The following is a 23,255-nucleotide window of genomic DNA, read 5'->3' on the forward strand; positions in this document are numbered from 1 at the left end:
TTTATTTAGCAAGGGGACAACATGGACATTACCGCAACCGCCAACGCGCTGTTGCCGCTGCTCGGCGGTAAAGAGAACATCGCCAGCGCCGCCCACTGCGCCACGCGCCTGCGCCTGGTGCTGGTGGACGACAGCAAGGTGGACAAAGAGGCCATCGGCAAACTGGATGGCGTCAAAGGCTGCTTCAGCAACGCCGGTCAGATCCAGGTGATCTTCGGCACCGGGCTGGTCAACAAGGTGCATGCGGAATTCATCAAGGCGGCGGGCGTCAGCGAATCCAGCAAGGCTGAAGCCGCCGATATCGCGGCGAAAAAGCTCAACCCGCTGCAGCGCATCGCCCGCCTGCTGTCGAACATCTTCGTGCCCATCATCCCGGCGATCGTCGCTTCCGGCCTGCTGATGGGGCTGCTCGGCATGGTGAAAACCTACGGCTGGGCCGATGCCAACAGCGCGCTGTTTATCATGCTGGATATGTTCAGCTCGGCGGCGTTCATTATCCTGCCGATTCTGATCGGCTTCACCGCCGCACGAGAATTCGGCGGCAATCCCTACCTGGGCGCCACGCTCGGCGGCATTTTGACGCATCCGGCGCTGACCAACGCCTGGGGCGTCGCCGGAGGGTTCCACACCATGAACTTCTTCGGTCTGGACATCGCCATGATCGGCTATCAGGGCACCGTGTTCCCGGTGCTGCTGACGGTGTGGTTCATGAGCGTGCTGGAAAAGCGGCTGCGCAAGGTGATCCCCAACGCGCTCGATCTGATCCTGACGCCGTTCCTGACGGTGGTCATCTCAGGCTTTGTCGCCCTGCTGTTTATCGGCCCCGCCGGCCGCGCGCTGGGCGACGGCATCTCCTTCGTGCTCAGCACGCTGATTGCCCATGCGGGGTGGTTCGCCGGGCTGCTGTTCGGCGGCCTCTATTCCGCTATCGTCATCACCGGCATTCACCACAGTTTCCATGCGGTAGAAGCCGGACTGCTCGGCAACCCCAATATCGGCGTCAACTTCCTGCTGCCGATCTGGTCGATGGCCAACATCGCGCAGGGCGGCGCCTGCCTGGCGGTGTATTTCAAAACCCGCGACGCCAAAATCAAAGCCATCGCGGTGCCTTCCGCCTTTTCCGCCATGCTCGGCATCACCGAGGCGGCGCTGTTCGGCATCAACCTGCGCTTCGTGAAGCCCTTCCTGGCGGCACTGGCGGGCGGCGCGCTCGGCGGCGCCTGGGTGGTGGCCAACCACGTCGGCATGAACGCGGTCGGGCTGACGGCGATCCCCGGCATGGCGATCGTGCAGGCCAGTTCGCTGGTCAGCTATATCATCGGCCTGGCGATCGCCTTTGGCAGCGCCTTCGTGCTCTCCCTGCTGCTGAAATATAAAACGGACGCGCAATGATGGAAGAACTCAGCTTAATCAAACAGGCGCTGCGGGCCGTAATGGGCGGCCAGCCACTCGCGCTGCGCGATCCGCACCGCCCGGCCTGGCATCTGGCACCCAGCGTTGGCTTGCTGAACGATCCCAACGGCTTTATCCAGCACAACGGCGTTTATCACCTGTTCTATCAGTGGAACCCGCTGGGCTGCGATCATCGTAACAAGTGCTGGGGACACTGGCAGTCGCTTGATTTAGTGCGTTGGGAACATCAGCCGATCGCCCTGGCGCCGGGCGCCTGCTACGACAGCCACGGCTGTTACTCCGGCTCGGCGGTGGTGGCGGAAAACAAAATCACGCTGATCTACACCGGCAACGTGAAATTTCCCGACGGCTCACGCACGGCTTACCAATGCCTGGCTCAGGAAAGCGATCGGGGCGAATACCGCAAACTCGGGCCGGTGCTGCCGCTGCCGGAGGGCTACAGCGGCCACGTACGCGATCCAAAAGTGTGGCGTCATCAGGATGCCTGGTACATGGTGCTCGGCGCGCGTGACTTGCAGGATCGCGGCAAGGTGCTGCTGCTGCGTTCCAGCGATCTGCGCGACTGGCAAGCGCTGGGAGAGATCGCCGGTTCCGGCCTGAACGACCTGGGTGAATTCGGCTACATGTGGGAGTGCCCGGACCTGTTCTCGCTGGACGGCGGCGACGTGTTGATCTGCTGCCCGCAGGGGCTGGCGCCGCAGGCGGAACGCTATCTCAACCGTTATCAGGCCGGCTATCTGCTCGGCAAGCTGGATTACCGGCAGGCGGCCTTCAGCCACGGCGAATTTCGCGAGCTGGACGCCGGCTTCGAGTTCTACGCGCCCCAGACGACGCTGGCGGAAGATGGCCGCCGCCTGCTGTTCGGCTGGATGGGCGTGCCCGAGCAAGATGAAGAAGCCCATCCGACGCGCCGTTACGGCTGGATCCACACCATGACCTGCCCACGCGAGCTGTCGCTGCGGCATGGCCACCTCCACCAACGCCCGGCGCGCGAGCTGCAACAGCTGCGCGGCGAGCGAGAAGACTGGCAAGGCCACGCCGATGACGCCCCCACCTATGCGCTGGGGGCCGCGGAGCTGCAAATATCGCCGCAGGGTGCGTTCAGTGCCGCCTTTGGCGATGCCATGACGCTGAACTGGGACGGCGATCGGCTGCAACTGACGCGCGCTTTCCTGGCCGACAGCCGGCCGGAGCACCGTTACTGGCGCGGCCCGGTCACGCATCTGCAGCTGCTGTTCGATCGTTCCAGCGTGGAAATCTTCATCAATCACGGCGAGGCGGTGATGAGCGCGCGCTACTTCCCGGCAGGTGAACCGCAACTGCGGCTGAACGGGAGCGCACCGCTGGCGTTGGAATACTGGCCGCTGACGCCATGCATGCTAGAATGACGCATCCTCCGATGACTTCAGATGGCGTCAGTGAAAAAAAATAAACGCATTACCATCAGTGACATCGCCACGCTGGCCGGGGTGTCGAAATCGACCGCCAGCCTGGTGCTGAACGGCCGCAGCAAGGAATACCGGGTGTCCGACGACACCCGCGATCGCATTCTGGCGCTGGCGCACGAACACCATTATCAGCCCAGCATCCACGCCCGCTCTTTGCGATCCAACCGCAGCCATACGCTGGGGCTGGTGGTGCCGGAGATGACCAACTACGGCTTTGCGGTGATCTCGCGCGAGCTGGAAACGCTGTGCCGCGAAGCCGGTCTGCAGCTGTTGATCGCCTGCACCGATGAAAACCCGGCGCAGGAGATGATGGCGGTGAACAGTCTGGTGCAGCGGCAGGTCGACGGTCTGATCGTCGCCTCCAGCCAGCTGAACGACGCGGAATACCAGAAGATCAACGCCGGGCTACCGGTGGTGCAGATGGACCGCCTGATCGCCGGTTCCGAACTGCCGCTGGTGATCACCGACTCGGTTAATGCGACCGCCGACCTGGTGGAAAAGGTCGCGCGCCAACATCCGGATGAGATCTATTTTCTCGGCGGGCAGCCGCGCATTTCACCGACCCGCGATCGGCTGGCCGGCTTCCAGCTTGGCCTGGAGCGCGCCGGCGTATCGTGCAAACCGGAATGGATCATCAACGGCAGCTACCACCCCAGCTCGGGTTACGAGATGTTCGCTCAGCTGTGCGCACAGCTGGGGCGTCCGCCCAAAGCGCTGTTTACCGCCGCCTGCGGCCTGTTGGAAGGGGTATTGCGTTATCTGACTCAGCATCAGCTGATGGAGAGCGACATCCACCTGTGCAGCTTCGACGATCACTACCTGTTCGACTGCATGACGCTGAAGATAGACACGGTCGCACAGGACTGCCGGGCGCTGGCGCAACATAGCTTCAGCCAGGTCACCGCGCTCATCGACGAGCGGCCGCTGGAACAGAATGCGCTTTATCTACCGGGCCGTATCCACTGGCGCCATGCCGGTTCCCGGGCGTTGTTGGCCGGGGAGTGATATCTCTGAATCAATAAAAAAGGGCGCCTGAGCGCCCTTTATCGTTTTGCTGCCGCTACTTGGCGGCGCCTTCCATGCCCACCAGCCCCACTTTCAGGTAGCCGGCTTTACGCAGGGTGTCCATCACGCTCATCAGCGTTTCATAGTCCACGCTCTTGTCCGCCTGGAAGAAGATGGTGGTTTCTTTGTTCGCCTGAGTGCGTTGATCCAGCACCGAAGTCAGCTGATCGGCATTCACCGGCTGATCGCCAACGTAGAGCTGCTTGTCAGCCTTCACCGACAGGAACACCGGTTTCTCCGGCCGCGGCTGCGGTTTGGCGGAAGAAGCCGGCAGATCGACGCGGATATCTACCGTTGCCAGCGGCGCGGCCACCATAAAGATGATCAACAGCACCAACATGACGTCGATAAACGGCGTCACGTTGATTTCATGCAGTTCGCCGCTGTCGTCCAGATCTTCATTTAAGCGCATCGCCATGACTCACCCCGCCCGCAGTTGGTGTGCGTGCTGTGAGCGCTTGGCTTCCGCCGTTGCGGCCAGATCCAGATCGCGGCCCTGCAGCAGCAAGACCTGCGCCGCCACGTCGCCTACCTGGGCGCGATGGCCGCTGATGACGCGGGCGAAGATGTTGTAGATAACGACCGCAGGGATCGCCGCCACCAGGCCCATCGCAGTCGCCAGCAGCGCCTCTGCGATGCCCGGCGCCACGACCGCCAGGTTGGTGGTCTGCGAATGGGCGATGCCGATAAAGCTGTTCATGATGCCCCAGACGGTACCGAACAGGCCGACGAACGGCGAGATGGCGCCGATGGTGGCCAGGAAGCCGTTGCCGCGGCCCATGTTGCGGCTGTAGGCCGCCACGCGGCGCTCGAGGCGGAAACCGGTGCGTTCCTTGATGCCGTTGTTGTCGTTGGATTCCGCAGACAGCTCCAGCTCATTTTGCGCATCGTTCAGCAGTACCGCACTGACGCTCTCCGGGGAGAAGTTTTGCGCCAGTTCGGAAGCCTCATCCAGCGAACGCGCTTCGGCCAGTGCCAACTGCTCGCGGCGCAGACGGCGCTTGGCGCGCAGCAGTTCGCTGCCTTTGGCGAACAGAATGGTCCAGGTCACGATAGACGCCAGCACCAGGCCGATCATCACCGCTTTCACCACCGCGTCGGCGTGCTGGTACATACCCCAAATGGACAGGTCCATGCCGCGGGTTTCCGGTGGCTGGATCGTTGGCGCCGGGTTTACCGGCGTGATGCTCTCCGGCGCGGCGGCTGCAGCAGGTGCAGGCGCGGTGGTCGGCGCAACGCTTTCGGTAACGGCCGGATTGGCCGCCGGCGCTGCCTGCGCGCTGCCGGCCAGCCCCACGACCAGCACCATAGAAGCCATCAGGCTACGGCCAAAGGCCTTGCCCCACTGCGCCCGGCCCTGGCCGAACGATCCTTGATTTAAATTCTTGCCAGCCGTTTTCACGCTGTGCCTCCACCCATTACCGATCAAAATTAAGGAATAATTCAGCGTGCGATCATATCAAACCAACCGGGGATTGATAGTAGTTCTCATTATTATTTACCAAATAAACGAGAAAATTTTAGCCAACCCCGCCGCAAAGCGCCAATCCGCGCCCGTTCACCGCCAAACGCCCCTTTTATAGGGTTATTTCGTTACTTTTCTTCCACAACGACGCAACAACGACACGCTGCCGAACGGCATCTTGACCGAGGAATGGGCTTCTCTCTCGCACCAGGGCAGAAGGATGAGGCGAGAAAGGCGCACCTGGCAGCCAATAATAGCCGTTTCTGTATCTGGAAGTTAAAACGTCTGGATGGCTATATTAACTCATGCTAACGTAAGGGCTATCGCAAACGGGCACGTGCAGAGCAACCAAAGGTGAGCCAGGTACCATGACGTCAAAACACATCGAAACCACGCTGATCGGCGCCGGCCGCGGCAAACGCTACACCCAGGGCTCCGTCAATCCCGTCACGCAACGCGCCTCTTCTTTGGTCTTCGACTCCGTCGCTGCCAAAAAGCACGCCACCGCGCAACGCGCCCACGGCGAGCTGTTTTACGGCCGACGCGGCACCCTGACCCACTTCGCCCTGCAGGATGCGATGGTGGAGCTGGAGGGCGGCGCCGGCTGCGTGCTGTACCCCTGCGGTGCGGCGGCGGTGGCCAATGCGATCCTGTCGTTCGTCGGCGCCGGCGATCACCTGCTGGTCACCGGTTCGGCGTACGAACCGACCCAGGATTTCTGCACCCACATCCTCGGTCGCATGAACGTCAGCACCACCTATTTCGATCCGCTGATCGGCGCTGATATCGCCACATTGATCCAACCCAATACCCGCGTGGTGTTCCTGGAATCCCCCGGCTCCATCACCCTGGAAGTGCAGGACATTCCGGCGATGGTGCAGGCCATTCGCGCCGTGGCGCCGGAGGTGGTGATCATGATCGACAACACCTGGGCGGCGGGCGTGCTGTTCAAGGCGCTGGATTTTGACATCGACATTTCTATTCAGGCCGGCACCAAATACCTGATCGGCCATTCCGATTACATGCTCGGCACCGCCGTCTCCAACGCGCGCTGTTGGGATCAACTGCGCGAGTACTCCTATCTGATGGGGCAGATGGTGGATGCCGACACCGCCTACATGGCGAGCCGCGGCCTGCGCACCCTGAGCGTGCGCCTGAAGCAGCACGAGCGCAGCAGCATTGAGGTCGCCAACTGGCTGGCCGAACGGCCGGAGGTGGCGACGGTCAATCACCCGGCCCTGCCCAGTTGCAAGGGCCACGAGTTCTACCGCCGCGACTTCAGCGGCTGCAACGGGCTGTTCTCTTTCGTGCTGAAAGAGCGGCTGGACGATGCGCAGCTGGCCGCCTACCTGGACAACTTCAGCCACTTCAGCATGGCCTACTCCTGGGGCGGCTTCGAGTCGCTGATCCTGGCCAACCAACCGGAAGAGCTGGAAGCGATCCGTCCGGCGGGCGGCGTCGATTTTTCCGGCACGCTGGTGCGCGTGCACATCGGCCTGGAGAACGTCGAAGACCTGATCGCCGATCTGGCTACCGGCTTCGATCGCCTCAACGGCGTGCGCTAAGGCGGATTCCGCTAATTTTCTTCGTCTCGTTTAATGTCGGCTTAAGCTATTAGCGGTACACTATCCGGGTAACTGTCAGATACGGTAACCGCCGCACCCTGGAGAACGTGACCCCGGGCGCAACCGGCATGCAACAGGACATAAAATGGATGTATTACGAGAGATTATTCATGCGCTTTGGCAGCAGGACTTTACCGCCCTCGCCGATCCCAGCGTAATTTGGGTGGTTTACGCCGTACTTTTCACCACTCTGTTTTTGGAAAACGGACTGCTGCCCGCCTCCTTTCTCCCCGGCGACAGCCTGCTGCTGCTGTCGGGCGCACTGATCGCCAAAGGCGTGATGGGCTTTGCCCCCACCCTGCTGATTCTGACCGCCGCCGCCGGCCTCGGTTGCTGGCTGAGCTATATCCAGGGCCGCTGGCTGGGCCACACCGGCCTGGTGAAGAGCTGGCTGCTGCAGCTGCCGGCACAGTACCACCAGCGCGCACACAACCTGTTCAACCGCCACGGGTTGACGGCGCTGCTGATCGGCCGTTTCCTCGGCTTTGTGCGCACCCTGCTGCCGACCATGGCCGGTATTTCCGGGCTCAACAGCTCACGCTTCCAGGTGTTCAACTGGCTGAGCGCGGCGATCTGGGTTTGCGCGCTGGTGGGCCTCGGCTATGCTTTCAGCCAAATCCCGCTAGTGAAGCGCTACGAAAGCCAGGTGATGACCGGCCTGATGCTGCTGCCGCTGCTGCTGCTGTTCGTCGGCCTGCTGGGCGCCATGCTGGTGATCTGGCGTAAAAAACGCGCCGCCTCCTCCTGAGCCAGGCGCACTACAGCGCCTTCTCGACCAACGCCAGGCTGGCAGGCAGTTTGCTCACCAGCGTATCTACCGCCAGCCGCACCTTCAGCGGCAGGTGAGGCGTGTGCGGCCACACCGCATGCGCGTCAAAGGCGGCACCCGGCCGGTCGCGCAGCAAGCGCACCAGCGCCCCGCTCAACAGCTGCTCACGCACCAGCCAGCACGGCAGCCAGGCAATGCCGAACCCCGCCGTCGCCGCATCCGCAATCGCCTGCAGATCGTCCATTTGCAGCCGGTTATTCGGCATCACTTCCTGCGGCTTACCGTCGCTATCCAATACCAACCAGCTGCGCCGCGCACCGGCGCGCATATAGGTCACCGCCTCATGCTGGGCCAATTGCTCGATGCTGCGCGGTTCGCCGCACCGCTGCAGATAGGCCGGCGAGGCGCACAGCGTCATGCGATGATCGCCGATACGCCGCGCCACCAGCCCGCCGCTGTTGGCCAACGTGCCGTTACGGATCGCCATATCGAAGCCGTCCTCAATCAGATCCACCACCCGATCGCTGAACGACAGCTCCAGCTCCAGGCCAGGGTGCTCGCGCGTCAGCTCAGTCAGCAGCGGCGCAATGCACATGCGGCCAAACAGCACCGGCATCGATACCCGCAGCCGGCCGCTGACCTGTCGCTTGCCCGACTCCAGCAACGTTTCCGCGCTGCGGATCTCCTCCAGCGCCCGCAGGCAGCGTTCATAGAACAACGCGCCGTCGTCCGTCAGGCTCTGGCTGCGGGTGGTGCGATGAAACAGCCGCACACCCAGCCGCTGTTCCAGCCGGGCGATGGTTTTCCCCACCGCTGAACGCGACAGGTGCAGCCGACTGGCCGCCAATGCAAAACTGCCCGCCTCCACGGCAGTGACGAATACCGAAATGCCGCTCAATCGATCGCTCATGATTTGTCGCTTTGAAAGAAACAATCTGCGGAAATCTTATCGCCACTGGCGAACCTATATCAACGATATTATCGACAGGTCGTTAATCGCTGACTTTGGAGAACATCATGACCGACACGATGCAACGCTGGACAATGGACGCCCTGGGGCGTGAACACCTGCAGTTGGCCACCGAAGCGATCCCGCAGCCGGGGCCGCACGAAATTAGAGTGAAAGTGAAGGCGGTCGCGCTCAACTACCGCGACAAACTGATGATTGAAAGCGGCATGGGGCTGACGCTGCCGCAGCCGTTCACCCCCGCCTCGGACATGGCCGGCGAGATCGACGCTATCGGCCCCGGCGTCAGCCGTTTCCAACCCGGCGCCCGGGTGATCTCCACCTTCAGCCCCGGCTGGCTCGATGGCCGGCAAAAGCCGTACGGCGATGCGCGCCAGGTGCCTTACCACACCCTCGGCGGCTTCTATCCAGGCGTGCTGGCGGAATATGTGATTTTGCATGAAGACTGGCTGGTGGCGGCGCCGGCGTCGCTGGACGACGTGCAGGCCAGCACCCTGCCGTGCGCCGGGCTGACCGCCTGGTTCGCGCTGGTGGAGCAAGGCAAACTGCATGCCGGCGAGACGGTGCTGGTGCAAGGCACCGGCGGGGTGGCGCTGTTTGCACTGCAGATCGCCAAAGCGCACGGCGCCGAGGTGTTCGTGACCTCCGGCAACGATGAAAAGCTGGTGCGCGCCCGGGCGCTGGGCGCCAGTCACGGCATCAACCGGCTGAACGGTGATTGGGTCGAAGCGGTATATGCGCTGACGCAGGATCGCGGCATCGACCATGTGATCGACACCGTCGGTGGCCCGAATCTGGGCAATTCGGTGCGCGCGGTGGCGGTGGGCGGCCGCATCTCGGTGATCGGCGTGCTGGCGGGCGCCGAGATTTCCGCGCCTGCCGGCCTGCTGCTGCTGAAATCGGCGCAGATCCAGGGCATCGGCGTCGGCCATCGTCGCGCGCTGGAAGATCTGGTGCGCGCCGTGGACGCCGTCAACCTGCAGCCGGTGATCGACCAGGTCTACCGCTTCGATCAGCTGCCGCAGGCGTTGGATCACCTCGATCGCGGACCGTTCGGCAAGATCGTCCTGACCCCGTAAACGCGGCTCAGCCCTCCAGCAGCAGCGGATTGGCGTCGCGCAGCCGGGCGACTTCATCGCTCGGCGTCATGCCGAACAGCCGCTTGAATTCACGGCTGAACTGCGACGCGCTCTCGTAACCGACGCGGATCGCCGCCGTGCTGGCCTTCAGGCCGTCATGCACCATCAGCAGGCGCGCCTTATGCAGCCGGTACGACTTCACGTACTGCAGCGGCGAGGTGTTGGTTACCGCCTTGAAGTTATGGTGAAACGCCGAGACGCTCATGTTGACCTCGCTGGCCAACTGCTCGACGTTGAGGTTATCGGCATACTGATGTTCGATACGCCGCAGTGCCTTGGCGATCTGGCTGAAGTGGGTATGGCGGTTGACCAACTCCTGCAGCGACGCGCCGCAGGTGCCGCGCAGCACGTAGTAGAGGATCTCGCGCACGATCTGCGGCCCCAGCACCCGGGCATCGAGCGGCTTGGCCATCACGTCCAGCAGGCGTTCGGTGGCACACAGCAGCGCTTCCGTCAGCTCGGCCAGGTTCACCCCGTTGCTCTCCGCCCGCGGCTGCATCAGGTAGTCGTCGTCGCCGATGTCGATCAGCAAATCCTGCAGCATTTGGGTATCGATATTGACCGCCAACCCAACCAGCGGCAGTTCCGGGCTGGCGAAGGTTTCGCACTCGAACGGCAGCGGCACCGTCATCAGCAGGTAGTTGCGCGGATCGTACTGGAACACCTTGTTGCCGCAATAGCCGACCTTGTGCCCCTGAAAGATGATGACGATCCCCGGTTCGTACATCACCGGTTGACGTGGGCAGTGGCGATCGACATACAGGATCTTCACCCGCGGCACCGGTGACGGCGTGTAGCCGTTGCCGGTGGCGATAGCCATCGCCTGGCGCGCCATGCGGCTGCGCAGCGCATCGATTTCAGTCACGGAAACACCCTCTTACAGTCAGAACGATTCGGCATAAATCATAATTTATAACTCGCCATTTCTACAGCCAGTTGTAGAAATAGGCAAGAACCAAACAGGAATGTGCATTGTGCGTTGCCGCCAGGTTCCTGACAATACGGGCCAGAAACCTTTGCGCCACGTTGGCGCCCGCCTGACAGAAAGAGAGAAATCATCCATGCAAAACTTCATTCTGCATACCCCAACCAAAATCCTGTTCGGCAAGGACCAAATTGCCGAAGTAGCCGGCCAGATCCCGGCGGACGCACGCATCCTGATCACCTACGGTGGCGGCAGCGTGAAGAAAAATGGCGTGCTTGACCAGGTGTATAGCGCGCTGGCCGGCCGCGATGTGCGGGAGTTCTCCGGCATCGAGCCGAACCCGACTTACGAAACGCTGATGAAAGCGGTCGAGGTGGTTAAGGCGGAAAACATCGATTTCCTGCTGGCGGTCGGCGGCGGTTCGGTGGTTGACGGCACCAAATTCATCGCCGCCGCGGCCCGTTATACCGCCAACGGCGACGCCTGGCATATCCTGCAGACCGTCGGCAGCCACATCGCCGACGCGGTGCCGATGGGCTGCGTGCTGACGCTGCCGGCCACCGGCTCCGAATCCAACAGCGGCGCGGTGATCACCCGTAAAAGCAGCGGCGACAAGCAGCACTTCTTCTCGCCGCTGGTGCAGCCGCGCTTCGCCGTGCTGGATCCGGTGGTGACCTACTCGCTGCCGCCACGCCAGATCGCCAATGGCGTGGTCGACGCCTTCGTACACACCCTGGAGCAGTATCTGACCTACCCGGTCGACGCCAAGGTGCAAGATCGCTTCGCCGAAGGCCTGCTGCTGACCCTGCTGGAGGACGGCCCACGCGCACTGGCCGAACCGGAAAACTATGCGGTGCGCGCCAACGTGATGTGGAGCGCCACCATGGCGCTGAACGGCCTGATCGGCGCCGGGGTGCCGCAGGACTGGGCGACCCACATGCTGGGCCACGAGCTGACCGCCATGCACGATCTCGACCACGCGCAAACGCTGGCCATCGTACTGCCGGCGCTGCTGCACGAGAAGAAAGCGCAGAAGCGCGAAAAACTGCTGCAGTATGCTGACCGCGTTTGGGGCCTGCGCGAAGGCAGCGAAGACAGCCGTATCGACGGGGCCATCGCCGCCACTCGCGCCTTCTTCGAGCAGATGGGCGTACCGACCCGCATGGCGGATTATCAGCTCGACGGCAGCAGCATTCCGGCGCTGCTCGACAAGCTGCATCAGCACGGCATGACCGCCCTGGGCGAGCATCAGGACATTACCCTGGACGTCAGCCGCCGCATTTATGAAGCGGCGCGTTAATCGCAAAACGGCGATTTTTTGCTAGGCTTTAGTCTCCGTCAGCCATTTTTCACCGCAGCCGGCGCCCGGCCGATCACCGGGCGCCGTCAGGCGCCTTAGCGCGCCGCCGATCGTTTCGCACCACCCGTCCGACCGCTCATTCGCAGGGAGAGCGGGGAGAAAGTCGCCCTCCCGCCACCGCTGAAATTAGGCTGGCAAACCCGGCAACCGCCCATTTTGCCAACTAGAATTTATCTATAGCCGTTTCGGTGCCGCAGGCGCCGCAATCCGTACACAAGGAGATGCGCATGACAACGCAACAACCCATCATCAAACTCCACGATGGTAATCTGATGCCGCAGTTGGGTCTCGGCGTTTGGCAGGCGAGTATTGAAGAGACCACCCGCGCGGTGAGCAAAGCGCTGGAGATCGGTTACCGCTCCATCGACACCGCCGCGATCTACAAGAACGAGGAAGGCGTCGGCGCCGCGCTGCAGTCCAGCTCGCTGCCGCGCAGCGAGCTGTTCATCACCACCAAGCTGTGGAACGACGATCAGGGCGATCCGCTGGCGGCGCTGGAAACCAGCCTGGAGAAGCTAAAACTGGACTATGTGGATCTGTACCTGATCCACTGGCCGCGCCCGCAGCAGGATCAATACGTCTCCGCCTGGCGCGAGCTGATCAAACTGCGCGAGCAAGGCCTGGTGAAAAGCATCGGCGTATGCAACTTCCATACGCCGCACCTGCAGCGCCTGCTGGATGAAACCAACGTGGCGCCGGTCGTCAACCAGATAGAGCTGCATCCGCTGCTGCAACAGCGCCAGTTGCGTGCCTGGAACGCCACGCACCACATCGCCACCGAATCCTGGAGCCCGCTGGCGCAGGGCGGTGAAGGGGTGTTCGACCAGCCGCTGATCAAGGCGCTGGCCGAGAAATACGAGAAAACCCCGGCGCAGATCGTGGTGCGCTGGCACCTGGACAGCGGCCTTATCGTGATCCCGAAATCGGTCACGCCGTCGCGCATCCGCGAAAACTTCGAGGTGTTTGACTTCAAACTCGATAAGGACGAACTGGGCGAGATCGCCAAGCTGGACGTCGGCAACCGCCTCGGGCCGGATCCGGATACCCTGTAATTCCTCCCCAAGCCCTCTCCCGCCGGAGGGGGCTTTTCCTTCCCGCACATTGCTCCCTTGCGCCGCCTGACGTTATGATGACCACGCCGGAGGCCTCGCCCGCCGGTTAACGCCGTTAAAAAAACAGACAAGCACGGAGCACCATGAAATTCTCTTTCTCACACGGGTTAAGGCTGGGCATGCTTTGCGTCATGCTGGTGCTGGCGGGTTGCGCCGGCAAGAAACAGCGCGTCAGCTACGATCGCCACGCTTTCGACAGCGCCATTAAAGACGCCGCCAGCGAATACGGCGTGGACGCCAAGCTGATCACCGCCATGATCCAGGTGGAGTCCGGCTTCAACCCCGCTGCGGTGAGCAGGTCCAACGCTATCGGCCTGATGCAGCTGAAAGCCGATACCGCCGGCTGCGATGCCTATCGCTACAAAGGCAAACGCGGCTGCCCGGACGATGACGATCTGCTGGATCCCGACACCAATATCGATCTCGGCGCCGCCTACCTGGCCACCTTGCAAAAACAGCAGCTTAAAGGGATCGCGAATCCTGTTACACTGCGCTACGCCACCATCATCGCCTACGTCAACGGCACCGGCGCGCTGCTGCGCACCTTCTCCAGCAACCGTCAGCAGGCCATCGCGATGATCAACAACCTGTCGCCGGAAGCCTTTAACTGGCACGTGCGCAAATACCACCCCGCTCCGCAGGCGCCGCGTCATTTAATGAAAGTGGAAGCCGCCTACGAGCAGCTGTGATGATCAAAAGTGAAAAGGAGAACCCGGGGGTTCTCCTTTTTGTTTGCGCATGCGGCGTGGCCGTTACGGCTTGGCTTTGCGAATCGGTTTGCGCGGCGGCCGGTTGGACGGCGTGCGCTGCCGATTGATATCGGTATGTTTGGTCAGCGCCGGCCGGGTATGGCGCTGCAGGCGTTTCGCTTCGCGCTGCTCGTCGATGCTCGGCGCCGGCACCAGACACTCGCGGCGGCTGCCGATCAGGTGCTTCAGCCCCATCTCTTCCAGCGCGGTGCGGATCAGCGCCCAGTTGGCCGGATCGTGGTAACGCAGCAGCGCCTTATGCAGGCGGCGCTGGCGATCGCCGCGCGGCACCACCACGTCTTCGCTCTTGTACCCCACCTTGCTCAGCGGGTTTTTGCCGCTGTAATACATGGTGGTGGAGTTGGCCATCGGCGAAGGATAGAAGTTCTGTACCTGATCGAGGCGGAAACGGTTCTTCTTCAGCCACAGTGCCAGGTTCACCATATCTTCATCGCGGGTGCCCGGGTGCGACGAGATGAAGTACGGGATCAGATACTGCTCTTTGCCCGCCTGCTTCGAATAGTGATCAAACAGCTGCTTGAAGCGATCGTAGCTGCCCATGCCCGGCTTCATCATCTTCGACAGCGGGCCTTCTTCGGTGTGTTCCGGCGCGATCTTCAGATAGCCGCCGACGTGGTGGGTCGCCAGCTCCTTGATATAGCGCGGATCCTCCACCGCCAGATCGTAACGAACCCCGGAGGCGATCAGGATCTTCTTGATGCCCTCCAGCGAACGCGCGCGGCGATACAGTTTGATGGTCGGCTCGTGGTTGGTGTCCATGTAGGTGCAGATCTCCGGATACACGCACGAGGCGCGGCGGCAAGTCTGCTCGGCGCGCGGGTTGGTGCAGCGCAGCATATACATGTTGGCGGTCGGGCCGCCCAGATCGGAGATCACGCCGGTAAAGCCCGGCACCTTGTCGCGGATCTCTTCGATTTCGCGAACGATCGAATCTTCCGAACGGCTCTGGATGATGCGCCCTTCGTGCTCGGTAATCGAACAGAACGAACAGCCACCGTAGCAACCGCGCATGATGTTCACCGAAAAACGGATCATGTCATAGGCCGGAATGCGATCCTGCCCATAGGACGGATGCGGCACCCGCTGATAAGGCAGCGCGAAGACGCTGTCCATTTCTGGCGTGGTCAGCGGGATCGCCGGCGGGTTGATCCACACGTAACGGTCACCGTGTTTCTGCATCAGCGCGCGGGCGCAGCCCGGGTTGGTTTCATGGTGCAAAATGCGCGAGGTGTGCGCATACAGCACCTTGTCGCCCTTCACTTTCTCGAAGGACGGCAGCAACACGTAGGTCTTCTCCCACGGCTTCGGCTTGGCGGCGCGCACGGTGACAGGCTTGGCTTCCGGCTCTTTCGGCTTGGCGCCGTCGGCGCACGGCAGATCGTCGCCGTACGGGTTCGGGATAACTTCGATGCGGCCCGGCTTGTCGAGACGGGTGGAATCCACGCCGCTCCAGCCCGGCAGCGCTTCTTTACGCATCACCGCGGTATTACGAATATCGTGGATGTCGCCGATCTTCTCACCGGCGGCCAGGCGATGCGCCACTTCCACCAGCGGGCGTTCGCCGTTGCCGTAGATCAGCATGTCGGCTTTGGAATCCACCAGCACCGAGCGGCGCACGGTATCTGACCAGTAATCGTAGTGGGCGATGCGACGCAGGCTGGCTTCGATGCCGCCCAGCACGATCGGCACGTCTTTGTAGGCTTCTTTACAACGCTGGCTGTAGACCAGGGTGGCGCGATCCGGGCGCTTGCCGCCGACGTTGCCGGCGGTGTAAGCATCGTCGTGGCGCAGTTTGCGATCGGCGGTATAACGGTTGATCATCGAGTCCATGTTGCCGGCGGTGATGCCGAAGAACAGGTTCGGTTTCCCCAACCGCATGAAATCTTCTTTGTTGCTCCAGTCCGGCTGCGCGATGATGCCGACGCGGAAGCCCTGCGCTTCCAGCATGCGGCCGATGATCGCCATGCCAAAGCTCGGGTGATCGACATAGGCGTCGCCGCTGATGATGATCACATCGCAGCTGTCCCAGCCCAGTTGATCCATCTCTGCTCGCGACATCGGTAAAAACGGCGCGGTGCCAAAACATTCCGCCCAATAAGGCTTATAGGAAAACAGTTCACGATCGGGTTGGATCAGGCTGGTGGTGCTCATTCTGCTGCTCTTTTTACAGGTTAATTAATCGCCGGGCGGCGATTATACGCACTAGCTGCAAAAAGAGCATGGTTATTTCGCTAACCGTTCACTTCGAATTCATAAACGTCGCTGCGGCACAAGATATCGCTGAACTCCAGCGCCTCACCCTGGGCGTTGCGGCTGGTTTGGGTGATGTGCAACAGCGGCGCGCCGCACGGCACGTTGAGCAGCTCGGCGACCTCGTCGCTGCAGGATACCGCCTTCAACAGAAAGTGTTTATCTTCGGGCACGATGCCGCGCGATTGCCATAACGCATACAGCGAATGCTCCAGCTGCCCCGGTTCGGGCAGGAAGCGCGGCGGAATATAGGTGGTTTCCAGCGAGACCGGGCTGCCGTTCAGCAAGCGCAAACGCCGCAGTTTGATCACCTCATCCCCCTCCGCCAGCCCCAGCGCCGCCGCGGCCTTGGCCGGCGCGCCGACCCGGGTGCGCAGCAGCCATCGGTTGCTGACGCTGCTGCCGTGGCGCAGCGCCTGAGCGGTGAAACCGCTGTCCTTATCGAGGGAATAGCCGATGCGCATCGCCACGCGGGTGCCAACGCCCTGCTGCCGCGAAATCAGCCCCTTCTCCTCCAGCAGCTTCATCGCCTTGCTGACGGTGACGCGCGACAGCGCCAGGCCTTCCGCCATCTGCCGTTCGGGCGGCAAGAACGCCTCGGCCGCCAACACCTGCTGCCTGATTGCGGTTTCTATCGCCGTCGCCAACTGAATATAACGCGGCGCTACCGCCCCCTGCGCCAGATGGCCACGCAGCCAGGCCATAAAATCCGTCATTCGCCCGCCCTCTTACCTATGCCATTTGTCTGGATTTCGTTTTTTATCCTATCGCCGCTCCGGCAATAAGCTCCTCACCTTAACTAAAATATCGCTAATGTTTTCAGAGTGGCATCACAATTTTTGCCTAATGGACTTTCATTGGATCTAGATCGCGCGTAATCTGTGCTTATTGATGTTGATACATCAATCGCACCAACACCAGGGACCCACTTTAAAAACAATAAAAAACCCGCTGCCAGCCCTAAAGGATGCTCTTGAAGGCCGGCAGCGGGCATATACTGCCAGCAAAACCGGCCGATAATAAGCAACGTAGCTAATGGATAGCTTGCTCACTGCTCATAGCCACATCACAGGATCCCATCGCGGTGGGCGAAACAGATCGATGTCGGCAAATAGAAACGTTCCCGCTTCGCCTAACCCCGCTGCAGACCCACTCTTTGACTACACTCATTGGCGCCGTGCGGCCGACGTGCCTCACTCGATAAGGCGGATACCGCCCTTACTTTGACAGACCCGGCGGGATCAGCCGCTACACACTGCGCGGAATTGGCGTCTTCACCGACAACGGAATAGCCGGCGTCAACCGCGCCAACGGAATCGATTTTCAGTCAACTGCGGCGGCCCTCGCGGCCCTGCGCAACAGGGATCATTTGCTATGACCGATATCAATCGCAATGAAGCATGGAAGGTAGAAAGCACCGGTATCGATCGGGTGCCGGACGCGGAACAGACCGGCAAGCCCATCGAGCTGTTTTGGATCTGGTCGGCGGCCAATATCGGCATTCTCGGCGTGGTGTACGGCGCCATTATCGTCGGCTTCGGCTTATCCTTCCTGCAATCGGTGCTCGCCGCGCTGGTCGGCGTCGCCAGCTTCGTGCTGGTCGGCCTCACCAGCTTCGCCGGCAAGCGCGGGCGCACCTCTACGCTGACGCTCTCGCGGGTGATTTTCGGCCTGAAGGGCAACGTGGCACCCACCCTGTTCAGTTGGATCAACCTGATGGGCTGGGAAGCGGTCAACGTGATCACCGGCACCCTGACGCTGGCGGCGCTGTTCGAGGCCTTCGGACTGGGAACCAGCCACCTGCTGACCGCGCTCAGCCTGCTACTGTTCGGCGGGCTCACTGTCGTCGTCAGCCTGCTGGGGCAGAATACCGTGGTCTGGATGCAAAGCTGGTTCAGCCGCATCTTCGGCACCATGACGCTGATCGTGGTGCTCTATATCCTGTTCAACACCGAGTGGAGCCAGGTGCTGGCGCTGCCTTCCGGCAGTTGGTTGACCGGCTTCCTGCCTGCGGTATCGGTGATCGCCGCCGGCACCGGCATCAGTTGGGCGATCGCCGGCGCCGATTACAGCCGCTATCAAAGCCCGAGCTCATCGAGCAAAAGCATTTTCGCCGCGGTGATGGGCGGCGCCTGTTTGCCGCTGATGCTGCTGATGCTGGCCGGTATTCTGCTTTCCGTGCAGCTGCCCGATCTGGCCAGCGCCGCCAACCCCATCGCGCTGATAGGCTCGGTGCTGCCCGCCTGGATGGCGATCCCTTATCTGCTGGCCGCCACCGCCGGCATCGTCACCATCGCGGTGCTCAGCCTGTATTCCGCCAGCCTTAACCTGTTGACCATCGGCGTGCAGGTCAAACAGTGGCTGGCGGTGTCGTTCGACGCGGTGGTGGTGCTGGGCATCGCCCTGTATGTGCTGTTCATCTCCGGCGATTTCATGGGGCCGTTCATCTCCTTCCTGGTGTTCTGCGGCGTATTCCTGGCGGCCTGGGAGGCGATTTTCCTGCTCGATTACCTGTGCCTGCGCCGCCACCACGGGTATGATGGCAACGCTTTGTACGGCCTGCATGGCCAGAACCGCGGCGTGCGCAAAGCCCCGCTGTTCTGCTGGTTCCTCGGCGCCCTGTGCGGCCTGCTGGTCACCAAAACCGGTTTTATCGACGGCCCGCTGGCCAAAGGCTTGTTCGCCGATTCCAGCCTGGGGCTGTTTGTGTCGTTCGCGGTGAGTCTGATCGCTTACGGTCTGTACCTGACCCAACGCAGAGAACATCAATGAGTGAGTGGGAAGCTGTAACACCTGTCCTGGTTATTGGGGGCGCGGTCGGCGATCTGGTGATGACGCTGCCGCGCCTGCCGACCAGCGGCGAAGATATCGAAGCCCAGCCGCAGGCGCGGCAAATCGGCGGCTGCGCGTTCAACGTGGCGCGCGCGCTGGTGCGCCTGGAAACGCCGGTGATTAACGGCATGCCGGTTGGCAACGGCGAATGGGGCGCGGCTGCCGAAGCCGCCATGGGCGAGCTGGGGCTGGAGGTACTGTTGCGCCACGGCCAGATGGACAACGGCTGGTGCCTGGCGCTGGTGGAGCCGAACGGCGAACGCACCTTCATCACGGTTTCCGGCTGCGAAAGCCAATGGAATAAAGCGCAGCTGGCGACGCTGCCGCTGACGGAGCACACCCTGATCTACGCCAGCGGCTACGAGCTGGCGGGCGAAAGCGGCGAAGCGCTGCGCGAGTGGCTGACGCGCATGCCGTTCGACCAACCGCGCCTGATCGATCCCGGCCCGCGCATCGCTCAGCTCAGCGAAAATTTCTTCGCCATGCTCAGCGACAGCCACACCCTATTGACGCTCAACCGCGACGAAGTGGCCGCGCTGTGTGGCGCCGGTGACGCCGTAGAGGCCGCGCAGCGCTATGCCGCCGCCCGTAACCTGACGCTGATCTGCCGCCTGGATCGCGACGGCGCGTGGATCTGCGACGGCCGTACGCCGCCGCTGCACGTTCCCGCCTATCCGGTAGACGTGGTCGACACCATCGGCGCGGGCGATGCCCACTGCGCCGGTTTACTGGCGGGCCTGTCTGCCGGCTGGCCGCTGCCGCAGGCGGTCGATCTGGCCAACCGGGTCGCCGCTTGCGTGGTGGCCAGCCTCGGCGCCGCCAATCCGCCCGACCGGCAGCAGCTGCAACAGCGCTTCCCGCAGGCCTGACGTTTCAAGGCGCCGTCACGCGGCGCCTTCTGCCTTACTGCGCCGCCGCCGCGCTCTCCTGCGGCGGGTGGCGATAGTTGAAGCTCAACGCGAACACGATCCCCAGCACCAGCGTATACAGCGCAAACACCAGCCAGATGCTCTGCCAGTCTTTCACGCCGTCATGGCTGAAGAAGTCCACCACCTCGCCGCTGGCAAGCGCCCCCAGATAGGCGCCCAACCCGTTCACCATGGTCATGAACAGCCCCTGCGCGCTGGCGCGGATGCGGTGATCGGCCTCTTTCTCGACGAAGATGGCACCGGAGATATTAAAGAAGTCGAACGCACAGCCGTAGACGATCATCGACAACAGCAGCAGAACGAAACCAAAGCCAACCGGCGTGCCGTAAGCCAGGAACAGGAAACGCAGCGTCCAGGCCGCCATGCTGATCAGCATCACCTGCTTGATGCCGTAACGGCGCAGGAAGAAGGGAATGGTGAGGATAAAGAACACTTCGGAGATCTGCGACAGCGACAGCAGCACCGCCGGATACCGGACGCTGAGGCTGTCCTGATACAGCGGATTGAGCGACAGATCGTGCAGGAACGGGTTGCCGAAGGTATTGGTTATCTGCAGCGCCGCGCCAAGCAACATGGCGAACAGGAAAAACAGCGCCATGCGCCGCTGGCGGAACAGCACCAGCGCATCCAGCCCCAGCACGCTCACCCAGCTCTTCGACTCGGCCGCGCGGTTGGTCGGGCAGCGCGGCAGCGTCAGCGAATAAGCGGACAGCAGCAGCGACGCCGCAGAAGCCAGGTACAGCTGCAGATTGCTGAGCTCGATTTGGCTGAAACCGACCAGCCACATCGCCAGAATGAACCCCACCGTGCCGTACACCCGCACCGGCGGAAAGTCCTTCACCGTGTCAAAGCCGTGCTTCTCGAGGCAAAAATAGGAAATGGCGTTGGAGAGCGCGATGGTCGGCATGTAGACCATGGCGTTGAACAGCATCACCCAGAACATCAGCATCGGTTGCTCGACCTGCGCCGCGCAGTACAGCGCCAGCGCCCCGAGCAGGTGGCAAAGCGCATACAGAGAGTTGGCCTTCATCCACCGATCGGCAATGATGCCCGCCAGCCCCGGCATGATCAGCGCAGCGATGCCTTTGGCGCTGTAAACCATCCCCACCTGCATGCCGCTGAAATGCAGCGTGTTGATCATGTAGGAGCCCAGCGTGACCAGCCAGGCACCCCAGATAAAGAACTGCAGGAAAATCATGACTTTCAATCGTGTTTTTATCGCCATCGCCATCACCTTGTTATTATGCTTTCAACGATGATTGATGCGGCAGGCCCCCTGCAGCCCGCCGCCGGTTTGCTTGCGCTATTACAGCGTTTTGAACAGCTCGCGGATCAGGCGCATGAAATCGTCCGCCGCCAGTGCCGCGCAGCTGAGCGTTTGTTCATGGGAAAGCGGCGTATCCGACAGCCCTTCGGCGTAGTTGGTCATCGCGGATACCACCAGCACCTTGAGGCCGCAGTGGCGCGCCGTCAGGACTTCCGGCACGATCGACATGCCCACCACGTCGCAGCCCAGAGTTTGCATCATGCGGATCTCCGCCGGCGTTTCGAAATTCGGCCCGGTGTAGGCGGCGAATACCCCTTCCGCCAGCGGGATGCCCGCGCTTTCGGCCACCGCCGCCAGCTGGGCGCGCAGATCGCGATCGTAGGCGTTTGCCAGGCTGAAGAAGCGCGGCCCGAAGCGCTCGTCGTTGGCGCCGACCAGCGGCGATTCCGGCATGAAGTTGATGTGATCGGTAATGGCCACCAGGCTGCCCGGCGCCACCGAGCGGCGCAGCGAACCGGCGGCGTTGGTCGCCAGCAGGAATTCGCAGCCCAGCAGTTTGAAGGTGCGCACCGCGGTGGTCATCACCTGCATGCCGCGCCCTTCATAGAAATGACCGCGCCCTTTCATGCACAATACCGGCACGCCTTCCAGCTTGCCGGCGACCAGTTGCCCGGCATGGCCGGCGACGCCGCTCACCGGAAAGCCCGGCAGCTCCGCGTAGTCGATGGTGACGGTTTCAGTCATCACCTCCGCCAGGGCGCCAAGCCCGGAGCCGAGAATCAAGGCCGCTTTCGGCTGGAAACCCGGCAGGCGTGCGCGGACAACATCGGCGCAGGTAAAAGCATCTTCTTGATTAAACATCGTATTCTCTCTTTCAGCAGGGGACAATAATCCCCATAGTAGAGAGCGAGGCGCGGCCGAGACCAATACATTCTTGGCGGCCGATTTATTCCATTTACCTATAAGTTGAGCTGCGTCACAAGGAGACAATACCCCGGATGAACCCGCCCCATGCCCTGCCCGATCCCGGCCGGATTAACTTCCGTCTGCTGCACTATTTCCGCGTGGTAGCGGAAGAGATGAACTTCACCCAGGCCGCTCGGCGGCTGAATATGTCACAGCCGCCGCTCAGCAAGCACATCAAGGAGCTGGAGAGCCAGCTCGGGGTGGTGCTGTTCAAACGTACCACCCGCTCCATGACGCTGACGCCGGCCGGCCGCACGCTGCTGCGCAACGTCGAGCGGCTGCTGGATCAGGCCGACAGCGCGCTGCATCAGGTGCAACAGATGGGGCGCGGCCAAGGCGGCCACATGGTGGTCGGCATGGTCGGCACGTCGGCCTGGGGCGGCCTGATCGCGGCGCTGCGGCGGTTCAGCGAGCAAAACGCCGGCGTCACCTGGTCGTTGAACGAGCTGACGCCCAGCCAGCAAATCGCCGCGCTGCAAAAGCGGCATATCGATATCGGGGTTTGGCGAGAGGCGCAGCAACAGACGCTGCCGGGGTTGACCTGCCAACGGTTGGCGTGCGAAAGCATCGCCGTGGTGCTGCCGATCACTCATCCGCTGGCGCAGCAGGAAAACATCCCGCTGGCGGCGCTGCAGAACGACAGCTTCATCGTATTGCCGCCGCACGAGGCCAGCCTGGGGCTGTATCTGCACAATCTGTGTCTGCAGCAGGGATTTTTGCCGGACGTCGCTTATCAGGTCAACGAGCCGCAAACCCTGCTGGCGCTGGTGGCGGAAGGCTGCGGCATTACGCTGCTGCCGGACAGCTACGGCCGCATCCCGTGGCCCGGCGTGCGCTTTTGCTCGCTGCAACAGGCGCCGCCGGCGGATCTGTACGCGGTTTACCGCGCCGACAGCGTGACGCCGGTGGTGCAGGCCTTCCTGGAGAGACTGCGGGCGCCGTAAGCGGCCCGC

The 23,255-nt window shown here is 62.2% G+C and carries 20 protein-coding genes; 12 read left to right on the forward strand and 8 right to left on the reverse strand.

The annotated features are described in order from the left end of the window. The first annotated feature begins 21 nt into the window (after nucleotides 1-21). From ACYF6X_RS20730 to ACYF6X_RS20740, 3 genes are read left to right on the forward strand one after another with little or no spacing between them, the layout of a single operon-like run. The gene (locus tag ACYF6X_RS20730) at nucleotides 22-1,392 is read left to right on the forward strand and encodes a sucrose-specific PTS transporter subunit IIBC (protein WP_060443844.1); all 1,371 of its coding nucleotides are present in this window, start codon (nucleotides 22-24) and stop codon (nucleotides 1,390-1,392) included. After that, a complete protein-coding gene (locus ACYF6X_RS20735) occupies nucleotides 1,392-2,801 on the forward strand; it encodes a sucrose-6-phosphate hydrolase (protein ID WP_130017301.1) in 1,410 nt (469 codons plus the stop codon). The genes ACYF6X_RS20730 and ACYF6X_RS20735 overlap by 1 nt, the downstream gene beginning before the upstream one ends. Before the next feature lie 21 nt (nucleotides 2,802-2,822). Then, a complete protein-coding gene (locus ACYF6X_RS20740; protein WP_033654839.1) occupies nucleotides 2,823-3,866 on the forward strand; it encodes a LacI family DNA-binding transcriptional regulator in 1,044 nt (347 codons plus the stop codon). Nucleotides 3,867-3,921: 55 nt separating this feature from the next. Here the strand turns inward: ACYF6X_RS20740 and exbD are convergent, their stop codons facing one another. Further along, a complete protein-coding gene (gene exbD / locus ACYF6X_RS20745; protein ID WP_004937307.1) occupies nucleotides 3,922-4,344 on the reverse strand; it encodes a TonB system transport protein ExbD in 423 nt (140 codons plus the stop codon). 3 nt (nucleotides 4,345-4,347) lie between these two features. Beyond that, nucleotides 4,348-5,328, reverse strand: coding sequence for a tol-pal system-associated acyl-CoA thioesterase (gene exbB, locus ACYF6X_RS20750; protein WP_074181144.1), 981 nt, complete (start codon nucleotides 5,326-5,328; stop codon nucleotides 4,348-4,350). 431 nt (nucleotides 5,329-5,759) lie between these two features. On the opposite strand from exbB, the gene metC reads away from it, so the two are divergent. Then, nucleotides 5,760-6,956, forward strand: coding sequence for a cystathionine beta-lyase (gene metC / locus ACYF6X_RS20755; RefSeq protein ID WP_130017292.1), 1,197 nt, complete (start codon nucleotides 5,760-5,762; stop codon nucleotides 6,954-6,956). A gap of 145 nt (nucleotides 6,957-7,101) precedes the next feature. Further along, nucleotides 7,102-7,764, forward strand: a complete 663-nt coding sequence (locus tag ACYF6X_RS20760; protein WP_063988684.1) for a DedA family protein — start codon at nucleotides 7,102-7,104, stop codon at nucleotides 7,762-7,764. Nucleotides 7,765-7,774: 10 nt separating this feature from the next. Here the strand turns inward: ACYF6X_RS20760 and ACYF6X_RS20765 are convergent, their stop codons facing one another. Further along, entirely contained in the window at nucleotides 7,775-8,695 is a 921-nt protein-coding gene (locus ACYF6X_RS20765) for a LysR family transcriptional regulator (protein WP_063988683.1), read from the reverse strand. 107 nt (nucleotides 8,696-8,802) lie between these two features. Here ACYF6X_RS20765 and ACYF6X_RS20770 point away from each other — a divergent pair, with 107 nt between their 5' ends. Then, complete coding sequence (locus tag ACYF6X_RS20770; RefSeq protein WP_130017290.1) at nucleotides 8,803-9,831, forward strand: zinc-dependent alcohol dehydrogenase family protein; 1,029 nt, start codon at nucleotides 8,803-8,805, stop codon at nucleotides 9,829-9,831. Nucleotides 9,832-9,838: 7 nt separating this feature from the next. On the opposite strand, the gene ACYF6X_RS20775 is transcribed toward ACYF6X_RS20770, so the two are convergent. Continuing rightward, a complete protein-coding gene (locus tag ACYF6X_RS20775; protein ID WP_369919428.1) occupies nucleotides 9,839-10,726 on the reverse strand; it encodes an AraC family transcriptional regulator in 888 nt (295 codons plus the stop codon). A 226-nt stretch (nucleotides 10,727-10,952) separates the two neighbouring features. Between ACYF6X_RS20775 and yqhD the strand changes: the two genes are divergently transcribed. The 3 genes from yqhD to ACYF6X_RS20790 all read left to right on the forward strand — a co-directional run bounded on the left by yqhD (nucleotide 10,953) and on the right by ACYF6X_RS20790 (nucleotide 13,977). Then, nucleotides 10,953-12,116 (forward strand): alcohol dehydrogenase, encoded by a 1,164-nt coding sequence (gene yqhD, locus ACYF6X_RS20780; protein WP_063988680.1) that lies wholly within the window; start codon nucleotides 10,953-10,955, stop codon nucleotides 12,114-12,116. A 287-nt stretch (nucleotides 12,117-12,403) separates the two neighbouring features. Further along, complete coding sequence (dkgA, locus tag ACYF6X_RS20785) at nucleotides 12,404-13,228, forward strand: 2,5-didehydrogluconate reductase DkgA (RefSeq protein WP_060457211.1); 825 nt, start codon at nucleotides 12,404-12,406, stop codon at nucleotides 13,226-13,228. A gap of 143 nt (nucleotides 13,229-13,371) precedes the next feature. Further along, a complete protein-coding gene (locus ACYF6X_RS20790; protein WP_130017289.1) occupies nucleotides 13,372-13,977 on the forward strand; it encodes a transglycosylase SLT domain-containing protein in 606 nt (201 codons plus the stop codon). Between the two features lie 63 nt (nucleotides 13,978-14,040). Here the strand turns inward: ACYF6X_RS20790 and ACYF6X_RS20795 are convergent, their stop codons facing one another. Both ACYF6X_RS20795 and ACYF6X_RS20800 read right to left on the reverse strand, forming a co-directional pair. Continuing rightward, the gene (locus ACYF6X_RS20795; RefSeq protein ID WP_130017288.1) at nucleotides 14,041-16,209 is read right to left on the reverse strand and encodes a YgiQ family radical SAM protein; all 2,169 of its coding nucleotides are present in this window, start codon (nucleotides 16,207-16,209) and stop codon (nucleotides 14,041-14,043) included. Nucleotides 16,210-16,289: 80 nt separating this feature from the next. After that, a complete protein-coding gene (locus tag ACYF6X_RS20800; RefSeq protein ID WP_038879436.1) occupies nucleotides 16,290-17,024 on the reverse strand; it encodes a GntR family transcriptional regulator in 735 nt (244 codons plus the stop codon). A 658-nt stretch (nucleotides 17,025-17,682) separates the two neighbouring features. On the opposite strand from ACYF6X_RS20800, the gene ACYF6X_RS20805 reads away from it, so the two are divergent. Both ACYF6X_RS20805 and ACYF6X_RS20810 read left to right on the forward strand, forming a co-directional pair. Then, nucleotides 17,683-19,080 (forward strand): purine-cytosine permease family protein, encoded by a 1,398-nt coding sequence (locus ACYF6X_RS20805; protein ID WP_130017287.1) that lies wholly within the window; start codon nucleotides 17,683-17,685, stop codon nucleotides 19,078-19,080. Beyond that, entirely contained in the window at nucleotides 19,077-20,009 is a 933-nt protein-coding gene (locus ACYF6X_RS20810; protein ID WP_130017286.1) for a PfkB family carbohydrate kinase, read from the forward strand. Before ACYF6X_RS20805 ends, ACYF6X_RS20810 begins: the two co-directional genes overlap by 4 nt. A gap of 34 nt (nucleotides 20,010-20,043) precedes the next feature. Here ACYF6X_RS20810 and ACYF6X_RS20815 read toward each other — a convergent pair whose 3' ends face one another. Further along, nucleotides 20,044-21,294: a nucleoside permease gene (locus tag ACYF6X_RS20815; RefSeq protein ID WP_130017285.1), complete on the reverse strand. Its 1,251-nt coding sequence runs from the start codon at nucleotides 21,292-21,294 to the stop codon at nucleotides 20,044-20,046. Nucleotides 21,295-21,375: 81 nt separating this feature from the next. Next, complete coding sequence (xapA, locus tag ACYF6X_RS20820; RefSeq protein WP_047729825.1) at nucleotides 21,376-22,197, reverse strand: xanthosine phosphorylase; 822 nt, start codon at nucleotides 22,195-22,197, stop codon at nucleotides 21,376-21,378. A 137-nt stretch (nucleotides 22,198-22,334) separates the two neighbouring features. On the opposite strand from xapA, the gene ACYF6X_RS20825 reads away from it, so the two are divergent. Then, nucleotides 22,335-23,246, forward strand: a complete 912-nt coding sequence (locus tag ACYF6X_RS20825; RefSeq protein WP_130017284.1) for a LysR family transcriptional regulator — start codon at nucleotides 22,335-22,337, stop codon at nucleotides 23,244-23,246. The last annotated feature ends 9 nt before the right edge of the window (nucleotides 23,247-23,255 follow it).

The sequence above is a fragment of the Serratia sp. ID 25-353 genome (assembly GCF_054792795.1).